The organism is Streptomyces sp. (genome assembly GCF_036566765.1).
GTDB lineage: Bacteria > Actinomycetota > Actinomycetes > Streptomycetales > Streptomycetaceae > Streptomyces.
Genome location: NZ_DATCVQ010000513.1, coordinates 1 through 26,896 on the forward strand (window position 1 = coordinate 1; position 26,896 = coordinate 26,896).

General features: G+C 72.8%; 21 protein-coding genes. 5 read left to right on the forward strand and 16 right to left on the reverse strand.

Annotated elements, in window-relative coordinates:
* Positions 1–68: 68 nt before the first annotated feature.
* From VIU94_RS29840 to VIU94_RS29860, 5 genes are all read right to left on the reverse strand, one after another.
* Positions 69–3,074, reverse strand: coding sequence for a helix-turn-helix transcriptional regulator (locus VIU94_RS29840; protein ID WP_331916073.1), 3,006 nt, complete (start codon positions 3,072–3,074; stop codon positions 69–71).
* Positions 3,075–3,183: 109 nt separating this feature from the next.
* Entirely contained in the window at positions 3,184–3,357 is a 174-nt protein-coding gene (locus VIU94_RS29845; protein ID WP_331916009.1) for a hypothetical protein, read from the reverse strand.
* A gap of 207 nt (positions 3,358–3,564) precedes the next feature.
* Positions 3,565–4,122 carry a GNAT family N-acetyltransferase gene (locus VIU94_RS29850; protein WP_331916011.1) on the reverse strand — a complete coding sequence of 186 codons (558 nt, stop codon included), beginning with the start codon at positions 4,120–4,122 and terminating at the stop codon, positions 3,565–3,567.
* Positions 4,100–6,409 carry an MMPL family transporter gene (locus VIU94_RS29855; RefSeq protein ID WP_331916013.1) on the reverse strand — a complete coding sequence of 770 codons (2,310 nt, stop codon included), beginning with the start codon at positions 6,407–6,409 and terminating at the stop codon, positions 4,100–4,102. Before VIU94_RS29855 ends, VIU94_RS29850 begins: the two co-directional genes overlap by 23 nt.
* Positions 6,410–6,632: 223 nt before the next feature.
* The gene (locus tag VIU94_RS29860; protein ID WP_331916015.1) at positions 6,633–8,723 is read right to left on the reverse strand and encodes a phosphocholine-specific phospholipase C; all 2,091 of its coding nucleotides are present in this window, start codon (positions 8,721–8,723) and stop codon (positions 6,633–6,635) included.
* A 349-nt stretch (positions 8,724–9,072) separates the two neighbouring features.
* Here VIU94_RS29860 and VIU94_RS29865 point away from each other — a divergent pair, with 349 nt between their 5' ends.
* The 3 genes from VIU94_RS29865 (at position 9,073) to VIU94_RS29875 (ending at position 12,089) form a co-directional block, all read left to right on the forward strand.
* Positions 9,073–10,008: a right-handed parallel beta-helix repeat-containing protein gene (locus tag VIU94_RS29865; protein WP_331916017.1), complete on the forward strand. Its 936-nt coding sequence runs from the start codon at positions 9,073–9,075 to the stop codon at positions 10,006–10,008.
* A 105-nt stretch (positions 10,009–10,113) separates the two neighbouring features.
* Positions 10,114–11,127: a hypothetical protein gene (locus VIU94_RS29870; protein WP_331916019.1), complete on the forward strand. Its 1,014-nt coding sequence runs from the start codon at positions 10,114–10,116 to the stop codon at positions 11,125–11,127.
* Positions 11,128–11,258: 131 nt separating this feature from the next.
* Complete coding sequence (locus tag VIU94_RS29875; RefSeq protein ID WP_331916021.1) at positions 11,259–12,089, forward strand: hypothetical protein; 831 nt, start codon at positions 11,259–11,261, stop codon at positions 12,087–12,089.
* 70 nt (positions 12,090–12,159) lie between these two features.
* Here VIU94_RS29875 and gatB read toward each other — a convergent pair whose 3' ends face one another.
* The 9 genes from gatB to VIU94_RS29920 all read right to left on the reverse strand — a co-directional run bounded on the left by gatB (position 12,160) and on the right by VIU94_RS29920 (position 22,841).
* A complete protein-coding gene (gene gatB / locus VIU94_RS29880) occupies positions 12,160–13,671 on the reverse strand; it encodes an Asp-tRNA(Asn)/Glu-tRNA(Gln) amidotransferase subunit GatB (RefSeq protein ID WP_331916023.1) in 1,512 nt (503 codons plus the stop codon).
* Positions 13,672–13,687: 16 nt separating this feature from the next.
* Entirely contained in the window at positions 13,688–13,930 is a 243-nt protein-coding gene (locus VIU94_RS29885) for a hypothetical protein (RefSeq protein WP_331916025.1), read from the reverse strand.
* Entirely contained in the window at positions 13,927–15,420 is a 1,494-nt protein-coding gene (gene gatA, locus VIU94_RS29890; RefSeq protein WP_331916027.1) for an Asp-tRNA(Asn)/Glu-tRNA(Gln) amidotransferase subunit GatA, read from the reverse strand. The genes VIU94_RS29885 and gatA overlap by 4 nt, the downstream gene beginning before the upstream one ends.
* 3 nt (positions 15,421–15,423) lie before the next feature.
* Complete coding sequence (gene gatC, locus VIU94_RS29895; RefSeq protein WP_003966094.1) at positions 15,424–15,720, reverse strand: Asp-tRNA(Asn)/Glu-tRNA(Gln) amidotransferase subunit GatC; 297 nt, start codon at positions 15,718–15,720, stop codon at positions 15,424–15,426.
* Between the two features lie 250 nt (positions 15,721–15,970).
* Entirely contained in the window at positions 15,971–18,085 is a 2,115-nt protein-coding gene (locus VIU94_RS29900) for a putative bifunctional diguanylate cyclase/phosphodiesterase (RefSeq protein ID WP_331916029.1), read from the reverse strand.
* A 237-nt stretch (positions 18,086–18,322) separates the two neighbouring features.
* Entirely contained in the window at positions 18,323–20,548 is a 2,226-nt protein-coding gene (ligA, locus tag VIU94_RS29905) for an NAD-dependent DNA ligase LigA (RefSeq protein WP_331916031.1), read from the reverse strand.
* 15 nt (positions 20,549–20,563) lie between these two features.
* On the reverse strand, positions 20,564–21,568 hold the full coding sequence (locus VIU94_RS29910; RefSeq protein WP_331916033.1) for a methionine synthase: 1,005 nt from the start codon (positions 21,566–21,568) through the stop codon (positions 20,564–20,566).
* Positions 21,569–21,595: 27 nt separating this feature from the next.
* Positions 21,596–22,294 (reverse strand): SDR family oxidoreductase, encoded by a 699-nt coding sequence (locus VIU94_RS29915; protein ID WP_331916035.1) that lies wholly within the window; start codon positions 22,292–22,294, stop codon positions 21,596–21,598.
* 7 nt (positions 22,295–22,301) lie between these two features.
* Positions 22,302–22,841, reverse strand: coding sequence for an LOG family protein (locus VIU94_RS29920; RefSeq protein WP_331916037.1), 540 nt, complete (start codon positions 22,839–22,841; stop codon positions 22,302–22,304).
* A 138-nt stretch (positions 22,842–22,979) separates the two neighbouring features.
* Between VIU94_RS29920 and VIU94_RS29925 the strand changes: the two genes are divergently transcribed.
* On the forward strand, positions 22,980–23,789 hold the full coding sequence (locus VIU94_RS29925) for an alpha/beta fold hydrolase (RefSeq protein ID WP_331916039.1): 810 nt from the start codon (positions 22,980–22,982) through the stop codon (positions 23,787–23,789).
* 7 nt (positions 23,790–23,796) lie between these two features.
* Here VIU94_RS29925 and mnmA read toward each other — a convergent pair whose 3' ends face one another.
* Positions 23,797–24,936: a tRNA 2-thiouridine(34) synthase MnmA gene (mnmA, locus tag VIU94_RS29930; RefSeq protein ID WP_331916041.1), complete on the reverse strand. Its 1,140-nt coding sequence runs from the start codon at positions 24,934–24,936 to the stop codon at positions 23,797–23,799.
* Positions 24,937–24,997: 61 nt separating this feature from the next.
* On the opposite strand from mnmA, the gene VIU94_RS29935 reads away from it, so the two are divergent.
* The gene (locus VIU94_RS29935) at positions 24,998–25,663 is read left to right on the forward strand and encodes an N-acetylmuramoyl-L-alanine amidase (RefSeq protein ID WP_331916043.1); all 666 of its coding nucleotides are present in this window, start codon (positions 24,998–25,000) and stop codon (positions 25,661–25,663) included.
* On the opposite strand, the gene VIU94_RS29940 is transcribed toward VIU94_RS29935, so the two are convergent.
* The gene (locus VIU94_RS29940) at positions 25,656–26,819 is read right to left on the reverse strand and encodes a cysteine desulfurase family protein (RefSeq protein ID WP_331916045.1); all 1,164 of its coding nucleotides are present in this window, start codon (positions 26,817–26,819) and stop codon (positions 25,656–25,658) included. The genes VIU94_RS29935 and VIU94_RS29940 overlap by 8 nt on opposite strands.
* Positions 26,820–26,896 lie beyond the last annotated feature (77 nt).

Genomic DNA, 26,896 nt, shown 5'->3' on the forward strand with positions numbered 1-26,896 from the left:
GTCGCGACCGACGCGCGCGCCGGTCGCGGGCCTAGCCGCCCGCGCTGCGCGGCCCGGCCGCTCCGCCCCTACCCCGTCGGCTCCAGCAACCGCAGCCGATGTGCCATCGCCGCCGCCTCGCCTCGCCCCGAGACGCCGAGCTTGCCCAGGATGTTCGAGACGTGGACGCTCGCTGTCTTCGGGGAGATGAAGAGTTCCTCGGCTATCTGGCGGTTGGTGCGGCCGGCCGCCACCAGGGTCAGGACGTCCTGCTCCCGGGGGGTCAGGCCGAAGGCGTCGTCCTCCGGTTCCGGGCCTGCCGGGAGGGGGGTCGTCAGGGAGAGGCGGGCTCGGGCGGCCAGGAGTTCCAGGTCTTCGACCAGGGGGCGGGCGCCCAGGCGTGCCGCCGCGCCGTGGGCCGCGCGGAGGAGCGTCGCGGCCTCGTCCCTGCGGCCGCCTTCGGCGAGGAGCGCGTCGGCGAGGCGGTGGCGGGCGCGGGCGGTCGGGTACGGGGCGTCGAGGGGCTCGTACGCGGCGACCACTTCCGCCCATCGCTCGACCCGGTCCCGCTTCTCCGCGCGGGCCAGCTCCGCGGAGACGTGCAGCGCGTACGCCTGCCAGAGGGGCGCCGGGGAGGCGACCCGGCGCGCGAGGCCGGAGATCAGCGCCAGCGCCTCGGCGCGGCCCTCCTCCGCGGCCGGCAGCCCCAGCGCGTCCGCCTCCGCCGCCGCCGCGCCCAGCAGCAGCGGCCACACGTAGCGGTGCTTGCCGGTCGTGAGGGCGTCGTCCGAGGCCGCGGCGAGGGCCGCCCGCACATCGGCGATGCGCCCCTCCCCCGCGGCCACCAGGAGTTCGACCTCGGCCAGCGGCAGGGTGTACTGCACCATCGGGTCCTTCGTCCCGAAGTGCTCCCGGGCCTGTGCCAGTTGACGGGCCGCACCGGTGAAGTCGCCGCGCAGCACGGCGATCTGGCCCAGCCGCAGCGCCGCCGAGCCCCGCGGCTTGGCGCTCTGCGCGGCCTGCCGGACCCACTCCGCGGTCCGCTGCGCCTGCTCCCAACACCCCAGGGCCACCTGCGACTCGGCGAGGTTGGAGTTGATCCAGCCCTCGCTGTCGCGCAGCCCGTGCGCCTGGGCGAGCGCGATCCCGGCCTCGCAGACCTCCACCGACTCGCGCGACCGCCCGACGCTCTCCAGGGAGGAGGCGAGGTTCACATAGGCGCGGGTGGCCTCGGAGAGCTGCCCCACGGCGACCGCGCGGTCCCGGACCTCGTACATCTCGGCGAGCCCGCGCTCCACCTCGCCGGCGGCGACCAGGATCGTGCCCCGGGTGAGCCGAGCGTTGAGCTCGATGGGCTCGTTGCGGACCAGCCTGGCGTACTCGACGGCCCGCTCGGCCGCGGTCAGGCTCTCCGGCCCGGGCGTGCGGATCTGCCACGCCGCGGCGATCGCGAGGACGAACGCGTGCACGGCGGACGGCGGCAGCCCCCGCACCAGTTCCTGCGCGGTGGCGATCTCGGCCCAGCCGTCCCCGCGGCCGAGCCCGGACAGCAGCCGGGAGCGCTCGGTCCAGAACCACGCGGAGCGCAGAGGGTCGTTCTCCTCCTCCAGCATCCGCAGCGCCATCTTGCCGATCTTCAGGGCGCGTTCGCGCTCGCCGCCGAGCCGCGCCGCGACGGCGGCCTCGGCGAGCAGGTCGAGGTGGCGCAGCGGGGCGCTCTCGGGGTCGCAGCCGCAGGACGGGTACGCCTCGGCGTAGTCGACGGGCCGCAGGGTCGCGCGGACCTCGTCGGGGACCTCGTCCCACAGCTCCATGGCGCGTTCGAGGAGCTGCAACTGCTCGGCGTACGCGTACCGCTTGCGCGTCTCGACGGAGGCGCGGAGCACCGCGGGCAGCGCCTTGACGGCGTCGTGCGCGTGGTACCAGTACGTGGCGAGGCGGGTGGCCCGCTCGTCGGCGCGGACGAGGCCCGGGTCGGCTTCGAGGGCCTCGGCGTAGCGCCGGTTGAGCCGGGAGCGCTCGCCGGGCAGCAGGTCGTCGCTGACCGCCTCGCGGACCAGGGAGTGGCGGAAGCGGTAGCCGTCGCCGTCCGGGGAGGCGAGCAGGATGTTCGCGCCGACGGCGGCCCGCAGCGCCTCGATCAGGTCGTCCTCGGGAAGCCGGGCGACCGCGGCGAGCAGCGCGTACTCGACCGTGGAGCCGCCCTCGGCGACGATCCGGGCGACCCGCTGCGCGGTCTCGGGCAGCGTCTCGACCCGGACGAGCAGGACCTCGCGCAGGGATTCGCTGAGCTCGCAGCCGCAGGCGTGCGAGGTGATGAGCTCCTCGACGAAGAACGCGTTGCCGTCGGAACGGCTGTAGATGGCCTCGACGGTCGCCGGGTCGGGTTCGGCGGCGAGGATGCCGGTGAGCTGGCGGTGCACCTCGTTACGGGTGAACCGGGCGAGCTCGACGCGGCGCACGGTGCGCAGTCGGTCGAGCTCTGCGAGCAGCGGGCGCATCGGGTGGCGGCGGTGGATGTCGTCCGAGCGGTACGTGGCGACGACGACGATCCGGCCGCGGTGCAGGGTGCGGAAGAGGTAGGACAGCAGGTGCCGGGTGGAGGCGTCGGCCCAGTGCAGGTCCTCCAGGACGAGGACGACGGTCCGCTCGGCGGCCAGCCGCTCCAGGAGCCGTACGGTCAGTTCGAAGAGCCGGGCGGTGCTGTCCTCGTGGGACGCCTCGTGGTGGCCGACGTCGCCGAACTCGGGCAGCAGCCGGGCGAGTTCGTGCTCCTGGCCGGCGGCCGCGGCGGCGAGCTCGTCGGGCAGCGACCGGCGCAGGGCGCGCAGCGCGGTGGAGAACGGGGCGAAGGGCAGGCCGTCCGCGCCGATCTCGACGCAGCCGCCGACCGCGACGACCGCGTCGGCGGCGCGGGCCGACTGGACGAACTCCTCGATGAGGCGCGTCTTGCCGACGCCCGCCTCGCCGCCGACGAGCAGCGCCTGGGGCTCTCCCGCCGCGGCGCCCGCGAGCGCCTCGGTGAGGGCGGTCAGTTCGCCGGACCTGCCGACGAACACCGGACTGACTGACCTGGTCTCCACGTCGCCGAGCATCGCACAGCCCCCCGACGGTGCGGCACCCTCGATCGCTCCGGTGATCGATTCCGTGACGGATTCGTTGGACACGGACATCGTGCTGAACCCTTACCCGCGCGGGGGCGGGTCACGCGGCCCGTACGAAGCGTCTGCGCTCCGAGCTCACCCGCCCCTCGGCCCCGTTCTTCCCGGACCGGCGGGCGGCGCGGGCGGCCTTGACGGCCTCGCGGGAGAGGCGGTGGGCGGCGGCCTGGCGGAGGAGCTCGGCGTGGTGCATGTGGTGGAGTTCGTACTCGAACATCGTGTTCTCCCCTGGTGGGCTCCCGGTCCGTTCCGGTCCGGGTGATCGCTCCTTGCGATGTCCCTACTCTCTCGGGCCAGAGGGGGTCGCCACATCGGGCGAGTGCCGCATGTTCGGGGGGCGGGGCGCCTTAGGCGGTCCTCAGACCCGCCTAGGGCCTGTCCGGCGGATCAGGGTCGGATAGGCCCTAGCTGACTGAGGAGTGCCCTAAGCCGTCTTCTTCGCGGCCCGCCACTCGGGCGCGAGCACCGACCAGACCTCCATGTCGTGCCGCTTCCCGCGGTACGGGTAGCTCTCGCGGAGTACGCCGTCCTTGGTCATGCCGAGCCGGCGCGCCACGTTGACGCTGGCCTCGTTCCCGGAGGCGACCAGCCATTCGACGCGGTGGATGCCGCGCTCCTCGACCGCCCAGTCGATGATCACGCGGGCGGCCCGGGTCACCAGGCCCTTGCCGACGGCGGAAGGCTCCAGCCAGCAGCCGGCCTCGGCGGTGCCGAAGGTGACGTCCATGGTGCGGAACAGGACGCCGCCGACGAGGGTGCCGTCCGTCCAGATGCCGTAGATCCGGCCGGTGTCGGACGCGGCCTTGTCGGCGTAGGCCCGCAGGAAGGCGCGGGTCGAGTCGAGGTCGGTGTTGACGTCCGGCAGGGCGATGAACTGCCCGATGAACTCCCGGCCGCGGTCCATGTGGGCCAGGAACTCCTCCGCCCGCCACGGCTCCAGGGGCCGCAGCTCCGCGTCGTCACCCAGCGGTATCGCGAACATCGTCGTACTTCTCCTCCGTCGGTACCGTCACACGCTGCGAAGGGATCTTCGCACGCACGTCGGCGACGGCACGATCGGAAATCACGGCGCCGGCGTCGGCGCCGGCCTCCGCCTCCGCGCGCGCGTCCGCGACCGCGCGGCAGTCCGGCGGCTCGATGCTGATCCGCGGCATCCGGCGGTCCAGCCAGCGCGGCAGCCACCAGTTCGCGCCGCCGAGCATGTGCATCAGCGCGGGGACGAGGAGGGTCCGCAGGACGAAAGCGTCCAGCGCGACGGCGGCGGCGAGCGCGATGCCGAACATCGCGATGACCCGGTCGCCGGAGAGCACGAAGGCGAGGAAGACGGAGATCATGATGACCGCCGCCGAGTTGATCACCCGGCTGGTCTCGGCGAGCCCGACGCGTACCGCGCGCCGGTTGTCGCCGGTTTCCAGCCACTCCTCGTACATCCGGCTGACCAGGAAGACCTGGTAGTCCATGGAGAGCCCGAAGAGCACCGAGACCATGATCACGGGCAGGAACGGCTCGATCGGCCCGGCGCTGCCGAGGCCGAGCAGCTCGCTGCCCCAGCCCCACTGGAAGACCGCGACGACGATGCCGAAGGCGGACGCGACGGCCATCACGTTCATCAGCGCGGCCTTCAGCGGGATGCCGATCGACCGGAAGGCGAGCAGGAGCAGCAGACAGCCGAGCGCGATGACGACGCCGACGAACAGCGGCAGCTTGCCGACGATGATCTCGGCGAAGTCGTCGTACGAGGCGGTGACGCCGCCGACGTGGACCTCCAGCGAGGTGCCGTCCGCGGCCTCGGGGAGCACGTCGGCGCGGAGCCGGTCGACCAGGTCGCTGGTGGCCTTCGACTGCGGGGAGGAGTCCGGTACGACGGTGAGCACGGCGGTGTCGCCGGTGCTGTTGTACGTGACCGGCGAGACCGACTCGACGCCCTTGGTGTCGGCCAGCTTCGCGGGCAGTTCGCCCAGCGCGAGCCGGTCGTCGGCGCCGTCGATCCCGGCGACCAGGGTGAGCGGGCCGTTGACGCCGGGCCCGAAGCCGTCGGCGAGCAGGTCGTACGCCTGCCGGGTGGTGGCGGTGGCCGGATTGTTGCCCTGGTCGGAGGTGCCGAGGTGGAGCGTGAAGGCCGGCAGGGTCAGTACCGCCATGACGACGGCGGCGACGGCGCCGAGCAGCTTGGGGTGGCGCTCGACGAAGGCGGACCAGCGGGCGGCGAAGCCGGTGGGCACCTCGGGCTCGGGCCCGTGCTCGGCGAGGCGGCGGCGCTCGCGGCGGCTGAGCGCGCGCATCCCGATGAGGGAGAGCAGCGCGGGCAGCAGGGTCACGGACGCGGCGACGGTGAGGATGACGGTCAGCGAGGCGGCGATGGCGACGCCGTTGAGGAAGCTGAGCCGCAGGATGAGCATGCCGAGCAGGGCGATGCAGACGGTCGCGCCGGCGAAGACCACGGCTCTGCCGGTGGTGGCGACGGCGTTCTGGGCCGCCTCTGGGACGCTGAGGCCGCGTTTGAGGCCCTTGCGATGGCGGGTGACGATGAACAGCGCGTAGTCGATGCCGACGCCGAGGCCGATGAGCAGGCCGAGCATGGGCGCGAAGTCGGCCACCGTCATGACGTGGCCGAGGAGCGCGATCCCGGAGTACGCGGTGCCGACGCTGACCAGGGCGGTCGCGATGGGCAGCGCGCTGGCGGCGAGCGAGCCGAAGGCAAGGAACAGGACGACGGCGGCGACGGCGACGCCGACGATCTCGGCGACATGGCCGCCCTTCGCCTCGGTGAGCGCGACGGCGCTGCCGCCGAGCTCGACCTGGAGGCCGTCGCGCTCGGCCTGCTGCGCGGTGTCGACGAGGGCCTGGGCCTGCGCCTTGGGGATGTCGTCGGCCTGCTCGTGGAAGGTGACGGTGGCGTAGCCGGTACGGCCGTCCTCGCTGATCTGCGCCTGGCCGGCGGGGCCGTCGTACGGGCCGGTGACGGAGGAGACGCCGGGAAGCTCGGCGACCTCGTCGAGCATGGCGGTGACCCGGTGTTCGACCGCACCGGCGCGGACCGATCCGTCGGCGGTGTGCCAGACGATGGTGTCGCTGTCGCCGCCCGCGCCGGGGAAGCCCCGGTCGAGCAGCGCGGTCGCGCGGCCGGACTCGGTGCCCGGGACCTCGTAGTCGTTCGAGTAGGCGTTGCCGGCGACGGCAGCGCCGGCGGTGACGCCGCCGAGGGCGACGAGCCAGAGCAGAACAGCGACGAGACGGTGCTTGATGCACCACCGGGCGATGGCGGCCAAAGGACGGGCTCCCTGGGGTTCGTGGATCTTGGTCGATCTTCATCGGGGGAAGCCCGCAAAGAACGCATGACCTACGCGAGGCCACACGGATGGCCTACCAGAGGCAACTGTCGCAGCCGATCGTGATCCTTTGTCCCTTTCGTGTCGATCCTCACAGCGGGGCGCGGGGGCACGGGACCGGATCCCGTACCCCCGCGCTCGAAGACTCGGCGGAGCAGCTCGATCAGCCCGAGACGCTCGCGCGCCCGTTCTCGATGTGCCCCATCAGCCGGCGGCGGAAGCCGTCGGCGGCGGTGACCTCGACGTCGTACCAGCCGTGCGCGTCGGCGGCGGAGTGGACGACCGTACGGCTCTTCCCGGGCTTGACCGTGACCGTGCGGGTCCAGTCGGCGAAGTCGGACTCGTCGACGTAGCCGAGCGGCCGGACGGTGAAGGAGAGCGGGGCGGCGGAGGTGTTGCGCACGGTGATGTGCACGTCACGGTCCTCGTGGTCGAGGCGCGTGACGACCTCGGCCCCGCCCGCCGCGGGCCCCTCGAACTCGCGGCGGAAGCCGTTGGGGCCGGTGATCGTGAAGCGGTACCGCTCGCCCGAGAGGGGGACGGTCCACTCGCCGGCGCCCCGGACGTCCGTGTGCTGCGGGGCGGCGAACTCGCCCGCGTACGGGTAGAGGGCGAGCGGCGCGCTGGCCTTGCCGCTGTTGCGGAGCTGGACGGTCACAGTGCCGCCGGCGACCGTGCCGTACGCGTCCGGCTGGTACGGCAGCGGCCGGGCCGGTCGGGTGCCCGGCTCCTGGACCGGCATGCTCTGCACCAGCGGCGGCTGGGGCCGCCAGCGGCCGCTGAAGGGCGGGATCGGGCCCGGCTGCTCGACCGGGGGCTGCCGGCGCGCGCGGCGGAAGTCGAAGGCGGAGGTCAGGTCGCCGGTGACGCGACGGCGCCACGGGGTGATGTTGGGCTCCTGGACGCCCGTCCAGGTCTCAAGGAACTGGACGACGGAGGTGTGGTCGAAGACCTCCGAGCAGACGTAGCCGCCGACGGACCACGGCGAGACGACGAGCAGCGGGACGCGGATGCCGAGGCCGGTGGGCAGCCCCTTGTACCGCTCGTCGGTGTCCGTTACCGGCGGAACCGGCGGCGGGACGTGGTCGAAGAAGCCGTCGTTCTCGTCGTAGTTGATCAGCAGGACGGTGTGCCGCCAGACGTCCGGGTGCGAGCCGAGGGCGTCGAGCACCTTGTAGACGAGCGAGGCGGAGGCGATCGGCGAGGACGAGCCGGGGTGCTCGGAGTCGATCGCGGACGGCACGAGGTACGAGACCTCCGGCAGCGTCCCGGCCGCGACGTCGGCGCGGAAGGCGTCGGCGAGGGCGCCGGACTCGACGCGGCGCAGGCCCCGCTCGAAGAGCGAGCGCTCGGCGTCGGTGAGGGTGGCGACGCCCTCCTCCAGGAGGCCGAGGAGGCGGGCCCGCTCGGCGGCGTCGTCGGTGTCGCGGACGGCGGCGTAGAAGGACTCCATGAAGGTGTGCCCGCCGGTGGTGGCGAGCGCCTTCCGGGCGATCTTCTTGAACGTGGTGAAGAACTCGATGTTGTTGTCGGTGAAGTTCTCCCACTCGGTGTACGTCTTCCAGCTCCGCCCGGCGGCTTCGAGCCGCTCGGCGTAGGTGGACCAGCCGTAGCCCGGATGGGTGCCCTCCGCGTACGCGGCGTTGGTGACGGCGCGGCTGCCGTCGGCCTCGAAGCCGGTCCAGCCGGACCACAGGTGGTTGCGGTTGGGGCTGGTGGAGGTGTGGGTGGAGGAGTGGTAGGCGTCGCAGACGGTGAAGGTGTCGGCGAGCTCGTAGTGCAGCGGGATGTCCTGGCGGTCGTAGTACGCCATGGTGGCGGCGGTCTTCGCGGAGACCCAGCCGTCCATCCAGCCGCCGTGCCAGGCCTTGGCGCCGCCGCTCCAGGAGTGGTCGAGGTCGCCTATGTACTGGAGGTCCTTGTGCTGCGTCTCGGCGGCGCCGCGGATCGGGAAGGGCAGCACGGTGCGGCCGAGTGCGGCGGGCTGCTCGAAGACCGGCTTGCCGGACGGCAGCTCGATCGCATTGCGGTCGGAGAAGCCGCGGACGCCGCGCAGGGTGCCGAAGTAGTGATCGAAAGAACGGTTCTCCTGCATGAGGATCACCACGTGCTTGACCGCGGACAGCCCCCCGGCCGGCGGCTCGGCGGCCATCGCGGCCTGCAACGACGGCGGCAGCATCGATCCCACCGCGGCGGCGCCGAGCGCGCCTCCGCCCAGGGCGAGCAGCCTTCTGCGCGAAATCTCCGGGGACAAGCTCCCGACCTCCCTGTCGACGGCCAATGGATCGCCTTCGAGCCATTGGGTGGGTACGGCCGGGACGCTAATGAGACCGGATGACACCGAGAAGACCCGGGAACGGCCTCGTGGTGAACGTCCACCATGCGGACACCCGAGGCCGAGCGGAATCCGGCCTTCGCCGCCTGTGGGCCACAACGGTCGTCATCCCGCGCCGTTCGGGGGACGCGCGGCCGCCTCCGGCGCGGCGTCCGCCCCCTTGGGGCACCCGTCCCTCCGGACATGGGCGCACAGGCCGCCCGTGCCGGAGGACCACAGCGGGGCCCGGATCGTCAGGACGCCCCCGCGCTGAGGACGGGAGAGGTGGATGTTCGAGCAACGAGCCCCGCTGGTGTGGCGTCGGCGCGCGCTGACGGCAGCGGTCTCAGCGGTGACGGCGACGGTCTCAGCGGTGACGGCGGCGACGGTCGGCCTGGTCGGCGCGACCCCGGCGGCGGCCGGGGAACCCGCCGCGGTGAACTGCGAGGCGAACCCCGCGGCCCTGCGGATCGCGATCACCGGAGCCGCCGCGGGGGAGATTCTGGAAGTGTCGGGGACCTGTACCGGCCCCTTCGTCATCACCCGGAACCTGACGCTGATCGGCGCCGAGGACGCCGTCCTCGACGGCAACTTCGCCGGCTCCACGGTGTCGGTCGGCGGAGCGGGCGTCCGAGTACGGCTGGACAACCTGACCATCATCAACGGCACCGGAACCGTGGTGAACAACCAGATCTTCGGCGGCGGCATCCTCAACAACACCGGTGCCACGGTGGCGTTGACGGACTCCACGCTGCGCAACAACGCCGCCGAGTTCGGCGGCGGCATCGCCGACCTCGCCGTCGGCGGCGGCGCGGTGACGATGGACCACTCGCTGCTGCGCGACAACACCGCGAGCTTCTCCGGCGGCGCCGTCTTCGTCGGCCAGCAGAGCACGTTCTCGGCGACCCACTCGCTGCTGCGTGACAACACGGCCGCGCACGGCGGCGCCGTCCTCACCGACGCGGGCGGCAGGGTGACACTGTCCGACTCCGCGGCGCGCGACAACTCGGTGTCGTCGGACGGCGGTGGCATCAGCACGCTCACCGGGAGCACGCTGACCTTGATCCGCTCCTTTGTGGAGGGCAACCACGCGAGCAATGGCCCCGGCAGCGGCGGCGGCATCCTCAACGTGGCCGGCACGGTGACACTGACCCAGTCCACGGTGCGCGACAACCACCCGGACAACTGCGCGCCGCCCGGCAGCGTCGTCGGCTGCATCGGCTGACCTCATCAGGCCGGCCCCCGCGCTCCCAGTGCGCGGGGGCCCGCCCCTCGTCGTTCACCGGAACGCGCACCGGACGATGTCGCCCCCACCCGCTATCGTGCGCGGATGATATTCGGACGCAGGCGGTTCTCGGCCGTCGTCGAGGACTTCGAAGCGGCCGTACGGGCCCAGGACGCCGACGCGGCGGAGCGTGAGTTCGCGCGGCTGACGCGCGGCTTCGGCAAGGCGACGGACGACGAGCTGCACGCAGCGGGGCCTCGGCTCGCCGCCCTGCTCGGGGACGTACCGCCCGGACCGCGCGCGATCGTCGCCGTACTGATCGGGGCGTGCGTCGAACGCGGCGCCGACCCCTCGGCCTGCGCGCCGGCCCTGTTCGCGAACGCCCTGGACGCCTTCGAGCAGTCCGCCGCCTTCTGCGAGGCGTGGACCGCGGCGGGCCGCGGCGAACTGCCCGACCACGAGGGCGAGGGCCTCACGGACTCGGACTTCGAGCGGTTCGGCTTTGAGCCCGTCATGGCCTGGCAGGCGCTGCCGCAGTTCGAGATGGCCTGCGTGGCGATGCTCAACTCCCCTCGAATCCGGCGCGAGATGACCTGCCGCGACGAGCTGCGGGCCGCCGTCGCCCAGCTCGCGGAACTGACCGATGAGCCGTTCAAGTGCCTCGCGTACGCCCTCGTCGTCCTCGACGACGAGCCGGTCGTCGCGCTCGACCGCGCCACCGGCGCGGGCTTCGCGCTACGGGCCTTTGGCATCGGCGACAACTTCCAGCTGCACACGCTCCTCGCCGCCGCCCTGATCGGCCGGGGTCTCGTGGCGGGCGAGGCGCCGTCGGCCGAGGCCGTGGCCTGCTGCCGCGACCAGCCCGGGATGGCGCCCACCACCGGCTCCTTCAACCTGGTCGGAGCCGACGGCGAGTGGATCTGGAACGAGGGCAACCCGGCCGACATCCCCGTCGTGGACGGAGTCCGGCTCGTGGTCCTCGACCCGCCGTCGTACGCGCGGAGCTGGCCCGCCGGGCGCTTCTTCCCCGGCATGACCGGCGAGCTCGTGTACGAGCGCACCCTCTCCCCGGAGGAGTCGGGTGCGCTGCTGGCCGGCGTGGCGGCGCCCGTCCGCTGACGGTCCGGGAGCCGACTCGGCCACACCGGTCGTCGCCACGGGCGTTCGAGGGACGTGCGGTCGACTCCGGCACGGGTCTCCCCTGCGTGGGGCACCCCTGGTCGGGATGTCCCCGCACCCTGGAGTTCGCCATGAAACGCAGAAGTACGGTCCTGCTCGTCTCGGCGGCGGTCGTCGGTGTCACCGCGGCCGCCGCGCCCGCCGCGCCCGCTCCCGCCGACCCGGCAGGGCCACGCTCCGGCCGGGCGGCCGCGGTGTATCGGCAGGTGGTCAGCGCGCCCGTGACGGTGCAGAACAATCACGGCAACAGCGCGGAGGCAGCCTGTCCGGACGGCATGTTCGCGGCCGGGGGCGGGATGACCACGGACGGCACGGCCGACCGCGTGTTCACGACCAGTTCGTTCAGCACGGGCCGGGGCTGGTACATCGACTTCCGCAACGTCAGCGGGGCCCCGCGGACCGTCCGCGCCGCCGCGGTCTGCTCCACCGCCCAGCAGCACAATCATTCCGGCGTCCGTGAGCCGATCGCCCCGGGACGGGCCGCCACGATCTACGTCAGGTGTCCGGCGGGCAGTACGCCCAGCGGCGGCGGCTACTCCGCGGTCTCCTTCCACGCCTGGGAGTCCGCCCCGCAGCCCGACGCCAGCTGGGGGATCTCGGGGGTCAACACCCGCTACGTCGACGGAAGCGCGGTGCCCACGGTCACCTGCTCGGCCGAACCCCACCGGCTCGTCCTCGGGGACCCGGTGACGCTGTTGCCCGGCGAGACCAAGGACGCCGTCGTCGCCTGCCCGGCCGGCGAGACGCCCACCGGCGGCGGCGGATGGGCCGGGCGAGCCCTCCTCCACAACGTCTTCCTCACCCGCAACTTCCCCCGCGGCGACAGCTGGGTCGTGTCGGGCACCAACACCGGCAGCGACGAGAACACCCTCACCCCCAAGGCGATCTGCACGCCCAAGTGACCGAACGCCCGAGGGGCGGTACGGCCGTCGCATGACAGCCGTACCGCCCCTCGTCCCGGAGCCGGAGAGATCAGCCCTCGCTGACGCCCAGCTTCTCCAGGATCAGGTCCTTCACGCGGGCCGCGTCGGCCTGGCCGCGGGTTGCCTTCATGACCGCGCCGACCAGTGCGCCGACGGCCGCGACCTTGCCGCCGCGGATCTTGTCCGCGATGGCCGCGTTGCCGGCGATCGCCTCGTCGACGGCGGTGCCGAGGGCGCCCTCGTCGGAGACGACCTTCAGGCCGCGCTTGTCGACGACCTCGTCCGGGGCGCCCTCGCCGGCGAGGACGCCCTCGATGACCTGGCGGGCCAGCTTGTCGTTGAGCGAGCCGTCGGCGACGAGCGCGGCCACGCGGGCCACGTCCGCCGGGGTGATGGCCAGCTCGTCGAGGCCCACGCCCGCCTCGTTGGCGCTGCGGGCCAGCTCGCCCATCCACCACTTGCGGGCCGACGCCGAGTCCGCGCCCGCGTCCACGGTGGCGACGATGAGGTCGACCGCGCCCGCGTTGAGGATCGACTGCATGTCGTGCTCGCTGACGCCCCAGTCCTCGCGGAGCCGGTTGCGGCGCACCCGCGGCAGCTCCGGCAGACCGGCGCGCAGCTCCTCGACCCACTCGCGGGACGGGGCGACCGGCACCAGGTCGGGCTCCGGGAAGTAGCGGTAGTCCTCCGCCTCCTCCTTCACCCGGCCGGAGGTCGTGGAGCCGTCGTCCTCGTGGAAGTGACGGGTCTCCTGGATGATCGTGCCGCCGGCCTCGAGCACGGCCCCGTGGCGCATGATCTCGTACCGCGCGGCCCGCTCGACCGAGCGCAGCGAGTTGACGTTCTTCGTCTCCGAGCGGGTGCCGAACTTCTTCGCGCCCTTCCGCATCAGCGAGAGGTTCACGTCGCAGCGCATCTGGCCCATCTCCATGCGGGCCTCGGACACGCCGAGGGCCCGGATGAGCTCGCGCAGCTCGGCGACGTACGCCTTGGCGACCTCGGGGGCTCGCTCGCCGGCGCCGACGATCGGCTTGGTGACGATCTCGATCAGCGGGATGCCGGCGCGGTTGTAGTCCAGCAGGGAGTGGGACGCGCCCTGGATACGGCCGGTGGCGCCGCCGACGTGCGTCGACTTGCCGGTGTCCTCCTCCATGTGGGCGCGCTCGATCTCCACGCGGAAGATCTCGCCGTCCTCCAGCTGGACGTCCAGGTAGCCGTTGAAGGCGATGGGCTCGTCGTACTGGGAGGTCTGGAAGTTCTTCGGCATGTCCGGATAGAAGTAGTTCTTCCGGGCGAAGCGGCACCACTCGGCGATCTCGCAGTTCAGCGCGAGACCGATCTTGATCGCCGACTCGACGCCGATCGCGTTGACGACCGGGAGCGAGCCGGGCATGCCAAGACACGTGGGGCAGGTCTGCGAGTTGGGCTCGGCGCCCAGCTCGGTCGAGCAGCCGCAGAACATCTTGGTCTTGGTACCGAGTTCGACATGGACCTCGAGGCCCATGACGGGGTCGTACTCGGCGAGGGCCGCGTCGTACGACAGGAGTTCAGTGACGGTCACGGTGAGACTTTCCCTCTCAGCCCAGCAGGACGTCGTCGTCGCCGAGGCGCTTCAGCTCGCGGTAGAGGATCGCGAGGCCGGTGGCGATGGCGGCGGCGGACACGACGGCATCGATCAGCTTCAGCGTGTCGTGCTCGGCGCGGGCCTTCTTCGCCTGCTTGTACACGCTGATGGCGCCGAACGCGGTGGTGCCGATGGTCAGGTAGGTGCCGGACTTGGTCTTCTTGAAGCCCTTGGCCTTGGACAGTGCGTTGCTCACAGCGACGGTGCCTCCTCAAGCAGGTGGTGACCCCAGCGCTCGACGAAGGCGGCCTCGACTGCGGCACCCACCTTGTACAGGCGGTCGTCCTTCATCGCCGGGGCGATGATCTGCAGACCGACCGGCAGCCCGTCCTCCGGCGCGAGGCCGCAGGGCAGCGACATGGCGGCGTTGCCGGCCAGGTTGGTCGGGATGGTGCACAGGTCCGCGAGGTACATCGCCATCGGGTCGTCGGCGCGCTCGCCGATCGCGAAGGCGGTGGTCGGCGTCGTCGGGGAGACGATGACGTCCACCTGCTCGAAGGCCTTCTCGAAGTCCCGCGTGATGAGCGTGCGGACCTTCTGCGCGGAGCCGTAGTACGCGTCGTAGTAGCCGGAGCTGAGCGCGTACGTGCCGAGCATGATGCGGCGCTTGACCTCGTCGCCGAAGCCGGCCTCGCGGGTCATGGCGGTGACGTCCTCGGCCGAACGGGTGCCGTCGTCCCCGACGCGCAGGCCGTAGCGCATGGCGTCGAAGCGGGCCAGGTTGCTGGAGCACTCCGACGGCGCGATCAGGTAGTACGCGGCGAGCGCGAGGTCGAAGGACGGGCAGTCCAGCTCGACGATCTCGGCGCCCAGCTCCTTCAGCAGCTCGACGGACTCGTCGAAGCGCTGCACGACGCCGGCCTGGTAGCCCTCGCCGCGGAACTGCTTGACGACGCCGACGCGCATGCCGGCGACCGAGCCGTTGCGGGCCGCCTCGACGACCGGCGGGACCGGGGCGTCGATGGAGGTGGAGTCCAGCGGGTCGTGACCGGCGATGACCTCGTGCAGCAGGGCCGCGTCCAGGACCGTACGGGCGCACGGGCCGCCCTGGTCGAGCGAGGACGAGAAGGCCACCATGCCGTAGCGGGAGACGCCGCCGTAGGTGGGCTTGACGCCGACGGTGCCGGTGACGGCGGCGGGCTGGCGGATCGACCCGCCGGTGTCCGTGCCGATGGCGAGCGGGGCCTCGTACGAGGCGAGCGCGGCGGACGAGCCGCCGCCGGAGCCGCCGGGGATCCGGGTGAGGTCCCAGGGGTTGCCGGTCGGGCCGTACGCGCTGTTCTCGGTGGAGGACCCCATGGCGAACTCGTCCATGTTGGTCTTGCCGAGGATGACGACGTCGGCCTCCTTCAGCTTGCGCGTCAGGGTGGCGTCGTACGGCGGGATCCAGCCTTCGAGGATCTTCGAACCGACCGTGGTCGGGATGCCCTCGGTGGTGAAGATGTCCTTCAGGGCGAGCGGGACGCCGGCCAGCGGGCCGAGCTTCTCGCCGGCCTCGCGCTTGGCGTCGACGGCGCGGGCCTGCGCGAGCGCGCCCTCGCGGTCGACGTGCAGGAAGGCGTGCACCTTCTCGTCGACGGCGTCGATCCGGGCCAGGTGGGCCTCGGTGACCTGGACCGCGGTCAGCTCGCCGGAGGCGATCTTCGCGGCGATCTCGGCGGCCGTGAGCTTGATGATGTCCGTCATGGATTAGTCCTCCCCCAGGATCTGCGGCACCTTGAAACGCTGCTGCTCCTGGGCCGGGGCGCCGGAGAGCGCCTGCGCGGGGGTGAGCGACGGACGGACCTCGTCCGCGCGCATGACGTTCGTCAGCGGCAGCGGGTGGGAGGTCGGCGGTACGTCTTGGTCGGCGACCTCGGAGACGCGGGCGACCGCGCCGATGATGTCGTCGAGCTGACCGGCGAAGTGATCGAGCTCTTCGCCCTTCAGCTCCAGACGCGCCAGCCGTGCGAGGTGGGCGACCTCCTCGCGCGTGATGCCAGGCATGCAGCGATCCTCTGGGGTGAGTGTGTGTCGGTTGGACCCAATCCTAGGGGGCGGACCCTTCCCGGAACGAAACGGATTCGGCCGGGGGCCGGACGGGCCTCGGTGCGGGCGTCGTTGGGCGGGGCGCGTGGCCCGCGGCGGCGAGGGCGTTCTCGTACGCGTCCAGCGCCTCGGTGAGCGCGCCCCGGGAGCCGGACCGGGCGGATCCGGCGGCCTTGGGACCGGGGCGCGGCAGGGCTGCGGCGGACCGTTACTGCACGGTCTGGGTCGGGGAGTGGTCCGCCTCGGCCTGGGCGGGGGTCTCGCTCGGGCGGCGCCAGCCGTGCTCGCCGCGGGCGCGCAGCCAGGCCGTGGTCTCGCTGGGCGGCATCGCGGCGGCGACCAGCCAGCCCTGGACGGCGTCGCAGCCCAGGTCGCGCAGGCGCTCCCAGGTCTCGTCGTCCTCGACGCCCTCGGCTACGACCAGCAGGCCGAGCGAGTGGGCGAGGTCGACGGTGCAGCGGACGATCTCCGCGTCCTCGGTGTCCACGGCGAGCCGGGCCACGAAGGAGCGGTCGATCTTCAGCTCGCTGACCGGCAGCCGGCGCAGGTGCACCAGTGAGGAGTAGCCGGTGCCGAAGTCGTCCAGCGACATCTTCACGCCGTGGCCGGTCAGGCCCGCCAGGGTGTCGGCGGCCCGCTGCGGGTCCTCCAGGAGCACGTGTTCCGTTATCTCCAGCTGGAGGGCGCCGGCCGGGACACCGTGCCGGGCGAGCCGGGCCGCGACGGCGCCGGCGAAGCCGGGGGTGTGCACGTCGCGGGGCGAGACGTTGACGGCGACGGGGACCTTCAAGCCCTGCGCGCGCCAGCGGGCGACCTGGGCCAGGGCGGTCTCCAGGACGTACTCGGTGAGGTGCGGCATCAGGCCGGAGGACTCGGCGATGGCGATGAACTCGTCCGGCGGGACCTTGCCGCGCTCGGGGTGCACCCAGCGGACCAGGGCCTCCAGGCCGGCCACCTGGCCGTCGAATTGGACCTTGGGCTGGTAGTGCAGCTCGACGTCGCCGGCGTCGAGCGCGCGGCGCAGGTCGCCGAGCAGCCCGAGCCGGTCGGGGGTGTTGGAGTCGCGCTTGGACTCGTACACCTCGACGCCGGTGCGGTCCCGCTTGGCCTGGTACATCGCCACGTCGGCGCGGCGCAGCAGGCCCTCCGCGTCGAGCGCGTGGTCGGGGAAGACCGCGACGCCGGCGCTGGCCTCCAGGACGAGGGTGAGCCCGTCCAGGTCGAGCGGGGAGCTCAGCTCGGCGACGAGGTGCCGGGCGACCCGCTGGGCGCTGGTGGTGGAGTCGGCGGTGGGCAGCAGGACGGCGAACTCGTCGCCGCCGAGCCGGGCCGCCTCGGCGCCGCGCGGCAGCGCGAGCCGCAGCCGTTCCGCTATCTGCAGCAGCAGCCGGTCGCCCGCGAGGTGGCCGAGCGTGTCGTTGACCGACCGGAAGCGGTCGAGATCGATCAGGACGAGGGCGGAGCGCGCCCCCTCACCCTCGGCCTGCTCCAGCGCCGTCCAGGTCCGCTCCAGGAGCCACTGGCGGTTGGGCAGCCCGGTGAGCGGGTCCTTCAGCTGCTCCTCGGCGCGGGCGCGGGCGATCCACAGGGTGGAGTCGAGCGCGATCAGCGGGACGGCGAACAGCGGCAGCAGGACGGGCAGCGAGGCGGCGACCACGCAGATCAGCGGGGCGATGCCGAGCAGCGCGACCGCGACCAGGCCCTGCCGCAGCAGCGCCGTCCGGGCGATGGTGGGCAGCCCGCCGCCCTGGGGCGCGAGCGCGTACCAGAGCAGCAGGCGGGTCACCGCGAGATAGGCGCCCGCGGCGAGCGCCACCTCCGGTACGGCGGCGAAGCCCCAGTCGAGGGGCTGCCAGGGGGCGTCGACGGTCGGCGTGTCGCCGAAGGCGACGAGGACCAGGGCGGCCGCGCCGATGCCGAGGACGTCCGCGGCGCCGTGCAGCAGGCCCTGCCGCCAGCGGTGCCGGCGGGCCGCTCCGACCAGCACGACGACGGCCAGCGAGACCAGGCCGGCGGGCACCCAGCCGTACAGCAGCAGGACGGCGAGGGTGAGCGCGGCGCCGGAGCCGGTGCCGCCCCACCAGCGGTCCCGGCCGAGGGCGACCAGATGGCCGACGACGAGTCCGGTGAGCACGGCGAAGGACCAGCCGGCGGCGCCGCCGGGGAAGAGTCCGTGGCCGGTGGTGAGCGCTCGGCAGATCCCAACGACGAGCACGACGGCCGCGACGCCCGCCAGCACGGCGGCCGTCGCGGAGCCGAAGCCCGCGTATCCCGCGCGCGCCTGCGGCCGCGGGACCGGGGCGGCACTCTCGGTCGGTTTCATTCCCGTCCCTCTCACAGCCGTCGGCGGTGCCGATGCATCGCGATGGCCCGTTGTCATGCCATCACGGCTGACATCCCACCACGCAGCCGTGCACGACGACGCGCACGTCTCAACAGTAGGACGCGGAGGGCTCCCACGGGCAGCGCTCTACAGGTCTTGCCCGAATGCGACCCGGCCACCCGTCACGATCTGGTATGAGCTGAACGGGTGACGTCCGGCCGCTGTCCGAACGCCCGTTCAGCCTTCCTCGGGCACCGGGACCGCGGCGTCCCGAGCGGCCTCCGGACCCTGTTCCAGCAGGACCGCGAAGCCTCCCTCGTCGAGAACCGGAACCTTCAGTTGCATCGCCTTGTCGTACTTGGATCCCGGGTTGTCACCCACGACGACGAAGTCGGTCTTCTTTGAAACGGAACCGGTCACCTTCGCTCCGCGGCTCTGCAGCGCTTCTTTTGCGCCATCCCTGGTGTGGTTCTCCAGAGTTCCGGTGACCACGATCGTCAGACCCTCCAAAGGACGCGGGCCCTCGTCCTCGCCGGCCCCCTCGTCCTCCGTCCGGGCCCCGGCCTCCCGCCACTTGCGCAGGATCTCCCGGTGCCAGTCCTCGGCGAACCACTGCTTCACCGCGGCAGCGATGATCGGACCGACGCCCTCGGTGGCCGCCAGCTCCTCCTCGGTGGCCTCGTCGATCCGGTCGATGGAGCGGAACTCGCGGGCCAGCGCCTGGGCCGCGACCGGACCCACATGACGGATCGAGAGCCCGTTGAGGAACCGGGCGAGCGGGCGCTGCTTGGCGGCCTCGATGTTCGCCAGCATCGCCACCGCGTTCTTCTTCGGCTCGCCCTTCTGGTTGGCGAAGACCGTGACGACCTTCTCCTCGCCGGTCTTCGGATCCCGCTTGGGCAGCCCGCTGTCCTTGTCGCGCACGTACGCCTTGATGGGCAGCAGCTTCTCGATCGTCAGGTCGAACAGATCGCCCTCGTCGACCATCGGCGGCGATGGGGGCGCCCCCTGCTCGAGCGAATCCGAGAGCTTGGGGGACGGCGGAAGCGGGCGGGTCAGCGCCGCCGCGGCCACCTCGCCGAAGTTCTCGATGTCCAGGCACTCCCGGCCGACGAGGTAGGAGAGACGTTCACGCAACTGGGCCGGGCAGGTACGGGCGTTGGGGCAGCGCAGATCGATGTCGCCCTCCTTCATGGCCCGCAGCGGCGTGCCGCACTCGGGACACTCGGCCGGCATCACGAACTCGCGCTCCGTGCCGTCCCGCAGGTCGACGACCGGGCCGAGGATCTCCGGGATCACGTCGCCCGCCTTGCGCAGCACCACCGTGTCGCCGATCAGCACGCCCTTGGCCTTCACCACCTCCTGGTTGTGCAGGGTGGCGAACTCGACCTCGGACCCGGCGACCGTGACCGGCTCGACCTGCGCGTACGGCGTCACCCGGCCCGTCCGCCCGACGCCGACCTTGATGTCGACCAGCTTGGTGTTGACCTCCTCAGGCGGGTACTTCCAGGCGATCGCCCAACGCGGCGCGCGCGCCGTCGAGCCGAGCCGGCCCTGGAGCGGGATCTCGTCCAGCTTCACGACCACGCCGTCGATCTCGTGCTCGACCGAGTGACGGTTCTCGCCGAAGTACGCGATGAACTCCCGCACGCCCTGAAGCGAGTCCACGACCCGGTTGTGCCGGGCGGTCGGCAGCCCCCACTCGTGGAGGAGCGCGTACGCCTCCGAGAGCCGGGAGATGTCCAGGCCGTCGCGCGCGCCGAGACCGTGCACCACCATGCGCAGCGGCAGCGTGGCGGTGACCCGGGGGTCCTTCTGGCGCAGCGAACCGGAGGCGGAGTTACGGGGGTTGGCGTACGGCTGCTCGCCGGCGGCGACCCGGCGGGCGTTGAGCTCCTCGAACTTCTCCATCGGGAAGTAGACCTCGCCGCGGATCTCCACCAGGTCGGGGATCCGGTCGCCCATCAGGCGCTCCGGGATCCCCTGGATCGTCCGCGCGTTGGGCGTGATGTCCTCGCCCGTGACGCCATTGCCCCGGGTCGCGGCGCGGGTCAGCCGGCCCTTCTCGTACGTGAGGTTGACCGCCAGGCCGTCCACCTTCAGCTCGCACAGGAAGTGGTACGCGGACGAGCCGACGTCCCGCGCGACGCGCTCCGCCCAGGCCGCGAGCTCCGCGTCGTCGAAGGCGTTGTCCAGCGAGAGCATCCGCTCGCGGTGGTCGACCTTCGTCAGGCCCGTCTCGTAGTCCCCCGCGACCTTCTGGGTCGGCGAGTTCGGCGTGCGCAGCGCCGGGTACTCCTCCTCCAGCGCCTCCAGCTCGCGCAGGAGCTTGTCGAACTCCGCGTCGCTGATGACCGGCTGGTCCTTCACGTAGTACCGGAAGCGGTGCCCCTCGACCTGCTCGGCCAGCTGTGCGTGCTGCTCCCGCACCTCGGCGGGCAGGGCCCCCTGTTCGACAGCCACCGTTTCGTCCTCCCGTTACTCAGGGTTGTCCGCGAGCGATCTCGCCGCCCGGACGCAGTGGGCGAGCGCCGCCCGGGCATAAGCGGGCGAAGCACCCGCCAGCCCGCACGAGGGCGTCACCACGACGGACTCCGCGAGGGTCCCCGGATTCAGCCCCAGCCTGCGCCACAGCGTCCTGACACCCATGACGCTACCGCCCGGGTCCGACAATGCCGCGTCGGTGGAGGGCACCACGCCCGCGAAGAGCTTCGTGCCGCCCTCGACGGCCTCGCCGATCGGCTCCTCGTCACGTTCGGTGAGGAGCCCGAAATCGAACGAGATGCCCGCCGCGCCGGCCCTGCGGAGCAGCGCGAACGGCACGTCGGGGGCGCACGAGTGGACGACCACCGGGCCGTCGTGCACGGCGATCACGTCGCGCAGCGCGCTCTCCACGACCTGCCGGTCCACGGCCCGGTACGTGCGGTAGCCGCTGGCGGTGCGCACCTGACCGCGCAGCACGGCGGTCAGGGAGGGCTCGTCGAGCTGGAGCACCAGGCCGGCCCCGGGGACGCGCCTGCGCAGTTCCGCGAGGTGGCCGCGCAGGCCCTCGGCGAGCGAGGCCGTGAGATCCCGGCAGGCGCCGAGGTCGCCGAGGGCGGACTCGCCGCCCCGCAGCTCCAGGGCGGCGGCGAGCGTCCACGGCCCGACGGCCTGGACCTTCAGCGGGCCCTCGTAGCCCTGGGTGAACTCCTCAAGGGCGTCGAGGTCCTCGCCGAGCCAGGAGCGGGCGCGCCGGGTGTCACGGCCGGGTCGGTCGCTGACCCGCCAGCCGCTCGGCTCGACATGGCCGTACATCTCGACGAGCAGCCCGATCGTCCGCCCGATCATGTCCGCGCCGGGCCCGCGGGCGGGCAGCTCGGCGAGGTACGGGAAGTCCTCGAAGGACCCGCTGACGGTCTTGGCGGCCTCGCGCGCGTCGCCGCCGGGCATGGACCCGACGCCGGTCGCGGGCCCCCAGGTGAAGGTGCTCTTCTCGCTCACCCGGGAAGCCTACGCGGGCCCGGCCGGCTACCGCCCCGGACGGACCGTCAGGTCGTTGATCTCGGCGTCGCGCGGCAGGTCGATCGCGGTGACGATCGTCGTGGCGACCGACTCGGGGTCGATCCAGCGGGAGGCGTCGTACTCCTTGCCCTCCTGCCGGTGCACCTTCACCTGCATCGGGCTGGCGGTCCGGCCCGGGTAGACCGAGGTGACGCGGACGCCGTTGGCGTGCTCCTCCTGGCGCAGCGAGTCGGCGAGCGCCTTCAGGCCGTGCTTGGAGGCCGCGTACGCGCTCCACTCGGCGTGCGCGGTGAGCCCGGCGCCCGAGTTCACGAAGACCACGTGGCCCTGGGAGACCCGCAGCTGCGGCAGGAAGTGCCGGGTCAGCTCGGCGGGGGCGATCAGGTTGACGTTCAGCTGCTGGTGCCAGGCCTTCGGGGTGAGCTCGCCGACCGGGCCGAGCTCCACGACCCCCGCGATGTGCAGCAGGGAGTCGATCCGGTCGGGCAGGCTCTGGTGCGAGAACGCCCAGGAGAGCCGGTCCGGGTCGGCGAGGTCGCCGACGAGGGTGCGGGAGCCCGGGAACGCGGCGGCGAGTTCCTTGGCGCGGCCCGCGTCCCGCGCGTGCAGCACCAGCTGGTCGCCGCGCGCGTGCAGGCGGCGGGCGACCGCCGCGCCGATTCCGGACCCGGCTCCGGTGATCACATGAGTAGCCATAGCGGCCATGCTCGCACTACTGGATGCCGACGCTCGCCTCCAGGTAGGCCAGCGCCGAGACGCCGTCCTCCGCGAAGAAGACCAGGTCGGTCAGCGGCAGCGGCAGGAAGCCCTCCTCGTCCATCCGGCGGAACTGCTCCTTCAGGCCGTCGTAGAAACCCGCCGTGTTCAGCACCACGACCGGCTTGTCGGTCTTGCCGTGCTTCTTCAGCTCCAGCACCTCGGTGGCCTCGTCGAGCGTGCCGGTGCCGCCGACCATGACCACGATCGCGTCCGACTTCGCCAGGAGCAGCGCCTTGCGCTCCGCGAGGTCCTTGGCGGTGACCATCTCGTCGGCCTCGGGGCGGGCCTTGTAGGCCAGGAACTCCACCGAGACCCCGACCAGCCGGCCGCCGGTCTCCTGCACGCCGTCGGCGACGACCTTCATCAGGCCGACGTCCGAGCCGCCCCAGACCAGGGTGTGGCCGCCCTTGCCGAGCAGTTCGGCGAACTCGCGGGCCGGGCGGGTGTAGCGCTCGTCGAGGTCGGCGGCGGAGAGGAAGACGCAAATGTTCATGCGCACCACGGTAGGCCCTGCCGCCACGGCCCGGGTGATCGGCGGGAACCGGCATGTGTCGACCGGGGACGCGAGAATTCTGCTGGAAATCCCGCCGGGGACCGATGAGTTCCCGCGGTGCCCTCGGTCTGCCCTGGCATGGACGAGGTGAACACCACCCTGAGCAGGTCCCGGGGCCACGTCATGTCGCCGGACGGGACGAGGATCGCGTACGAGCGGTACGGGGACGGCCCGCCGCTCGTCCTGGTGAGCGGGGCGCTGTGCACGGCGGAGGACGAGCAGCCGCTGGGCGGCCTCCTCGCGGCGCGGCACACGGTGGTCGCGTACGACAGGCGGGGCCGCGGCCGCAGCGGCGACGCCCCGGCGTACGCGGTGCAGCGCGAGATCGAGGACCTCGCCGCGCTGGTCGAGGAGTTCGGCGGCCAGGTGGCGGTGCACGGGACGTCGTCCGGCGCGGCGCTCGCCCTGGCGGCGGCGGCCGCGGGGGCGCCGATGACGCGGCTCTCGGTGTTCGAGCCGCCGTACTCCGCGGACCCGGAGTCCCGGACCGCCGAGGCGGCGCACACGGCCCGTCTGACGGAGCTGCTCGACCAGGGCCTGCGGGAGGCGGCCCTGGAGCTGTTCCTGTCCGAGGCGATGCCGGCGCAGGCGCTCGCGGGGCTGCGCGGCTCCCCGGCGTGGGCGGCGCTGCTGGAGGTGGCGCCCACGCTCGCGTACGACTGCGCGGTGCTCGGCGACGGGCAGGTGCCGACGGTGCTGCTGGCCGGGGTGCGCACCCGCGTCCTGGTGATCGACGGCGGCGCGAGCCCGCTGTGGATGCGCGAGGGAGCCGTCGCGGTCGCTGCCTCGCTCCCCCGGGGCCGGCACCGCACGCTGACGGGCCAGACCCACATGGTGGCCCCGCACGTGCTGGCGCCGGTGCTCGCGGACTTCCTGGCGGAGGACTGACGCCCGTTTACGCCGGCGTCGGCGCCGTACGGCGGACCGTCGTCGCGATCGTGGCCGAGCCGACGACGCGGGTCCCGTCGTACAGGACGATCGCCTGGCCGGGGGCCACGCCGCGGACCGGCTCGCCGAAGGCGACCCGCAGCTCGCCGTCCACGAGCTCCGCGGACACCTCGGTCTCGCCGCCGTGCGCGCGCAGCTGGGCCGTGTAGGCGCCGGGGCCCTCGGGGGCCTGGCCGCACCAGCGGGGCTTGATCGCGGTCAGCGCAGTGACGTCGAGCGCCTCGACGGGGCCGACGGTGACCGTGTTGTTCACCGGCGAGATGTCGAGGACGTAGCGCGGCTTGCCGTCCGCGGCCGGGTGGCCGATCCGCAGGCCCTTGCGCTGGCCGATGGTGAAGCCGTACGCGCCCTCGTGGCTGCCGATCTTGGCGCCGGCCTCGTCGACGATGTCGCCCTCGGCCTTGCCGAGGCGGGCGGCGAGGAAGCCTTGGGTGTCGCCGTCGGCGATGAAGCAGATGTCGTGGCTGTCCGGCTTCTTGGCGACCGCGAGGCCGCGGCGCTCCGCCTCCGCCCGGATCTCGTCCTTGGTGGTCAGCGTGTCGCCGAGCGGGAACATGGCGTGCGCGAGCTGCTTCTCGTCCAGGACGCCGAGCACGTACGACTGGTCCTTGGCCATGTCGCTGGCGCGGTGCAGCTCGCGCGAGCCGTCCTCGTTCAGCACGACGGTGGCGTAGTGGCCGGTGCAGACCGCGTCGAAGCCGAGCGCGAGCGCCTTGTCGAGCAGCGCGGCGAACTTGATCTTCTCGTTGCAGCGCAGGCAGGGGTTGGGGGTGCGGCCGGCCTCGTACTCGGCGACGAAGTCGTCGACCACGTCCTCGCGGAAGCGCTCGGCGAGGTCCCATACGTAGAACGGGATGCCGATCACGTCGGCGGCGCGGCGTGCGTCGCGCGAGTCCTCGATGGTGCAGCAGCCGCGCGCTCCGGTGCGGAAGGACTGCGGATTCGCCGACAGCGCCAGGTGCACGCCGGTGACGTCGTGCCCGGCTTCGGCGGCGCGGGCGGCGGCGACTGCGGAGTCCACGCCGCCGGACATGGCGGCGAGGACGCGAAGGGGGCGCTGGGGGGACGTGTGGCGAGTCTCAGTCATAGCCCTCCCAGGGTACGGGTCCGCGGGAACCCGGGTCGCGTGAGTAAGCGTTCTTGAGTGCATGGGGAGCGAGAAGCAGGGCGGGGTGGGGCGGCGTGCTGTGCTGCTCGGCGGCGGGGCGGCGCTGGTGGGGACGGCGCTGCTGGCCAAGGACGAGCTGCAGCGTGCCTGGTGGCGGCTGCCCGGCTCGCAGAAGAAGCGGGTGGAGGGGGAGCTCGACCACAAGGGCGCGGTGTGGACGTCGGCGGCCCGGGCGAACTGGCGGCGGGCGGACCGCCCTGACGACTTCGCGATCGACCGGGTGGTGATCCACGTGGTGCAGGGCAGCTACGCGTCGGCCCTGAAGGTGTTCAAGAACCCGGGGCACGGTGCCGCGACGCACTATGTGGTGGCCAAGGACGGCCGGATAGCGCAACTGATCCGCGAGCTCGACGTGGCCTTCCACGCCGGCGACCGCGACATGAACGAGCGCAGCGTCGGCATCGAGCACGAGGGCTTCGTGGACCGCCCCCAGGACTTCACCCCGGCGATGTACGCGGCGTCGGCGACGCTGACGGCGGGGATATGCGCGCGGTACGGCATACCCGTCGACCGGCAGCACATCATCGGCCACGCGGAGGTGGAGGGCACGGACCACACGGACCCGGGCCCGCACTGGGACTGGGACCGGTACATCCCGCTGGTGCGGGCGGCGCGGGCGAAGGCGCCCGCGCCGAAGGTCAGCTGAGGCCGGCGGTTCTGGCGCGCTCCACCGCCGGGCCGATCGCTTCGGCGACCGCTGCCACGTCCTCCTCGGTGGAGGTGTGGCCGAGGGTGAAGCGGAGGGTGCCTCGGGCGAGGTCCGGGGCGGTGCCGGTGGCCAGGAGGACGTGGCTGGGCTGGGCGATGCCTGCGGTGCAGGCGGAGCCCGTCGAGCACTCGATGCCGGCCGCGTCCAGGAGCAGCAGGAGCGAGTCGCCCTCGCAGCCTGGGAAGGTGAAGTGGGCGTTGGCGGGCAGCCGGTCGACCGGGTCGCCGCCGAGGATCGCGTCCGGGACGGAGGCGCGTACGGCCGCGACCAGCTCGTCGCGGAGTGCGCCGACCTCGCGGGCGTACTCCTCGCGCCGCTCGGCGGCCAGCCGCCCGGCGACGGCGAACGCGGCGACGGCCGGGACGTCGAGGGTGCCGGAGCGGACGTGCCGCTCCTGCCCCCCGCCGTGCAGCACGGGCACGGGGCTGTACTCGCGGCCGAGGAGCAGCGCGCCGATGCCGTACGGTCCGCCGATCTTGTGGCTGGAGACGGTCAGCGCGGCGAGTCCGGAGGCGGCGAAGTCGACCGGGACCTGGCCGAAGGCCTGGACCGCGTCGGCGTGCAGCGGGACGTCGAACTCCGCGGCCACGTCGGCGAGTTCGCGGACCGGCATGATCGTGCCGATCTCGTTGTTCGCCCACATCACGGTGGCCAGCGCGACGGACTCGGGGTCGCGGGCGATCGCCTCGCGCAGCGCCTCGGGGTGGACCCGCCCGTACCGGTCGACGGGCAGGTACTCGACGGTCGCGCCCTCGTGCTCGCCTAGCCAGTCGACGGCGTCGAGCACGGCGTGGTGCTCGACGGGGCTGGCGAGCACCCGGGTGCGGCGCGGGTCGGCGTCCCGGCGGGCCCAGTACAGGCCCTTGACCGCGAGGTTGTCGGCCTCGGTGCCGCCGGAGGTGTAGACGACCTCGCTGGGCCGCGCGCCGAGCGAGGCGGCGAGGGTCTCGCGGCCCTCCTCGACGGCGCGCCGGGCCCGCCGACCGGCGGCGTGCAGCGAGGACGCGTTGCCGGTCACGACGAGCTGGGCGGTCATCGCCTCGACCGCCTCCGGCAGCATGGGAGTGGTCGCGGCGTGGTCGAGGTAAGCCATGGTGCGTCGATTCTACGAGCCCGGCGGCGGCCTCTCGGCTCCCCCTGGCCGGTTCCCGCCGTACAGCGCGATCACCA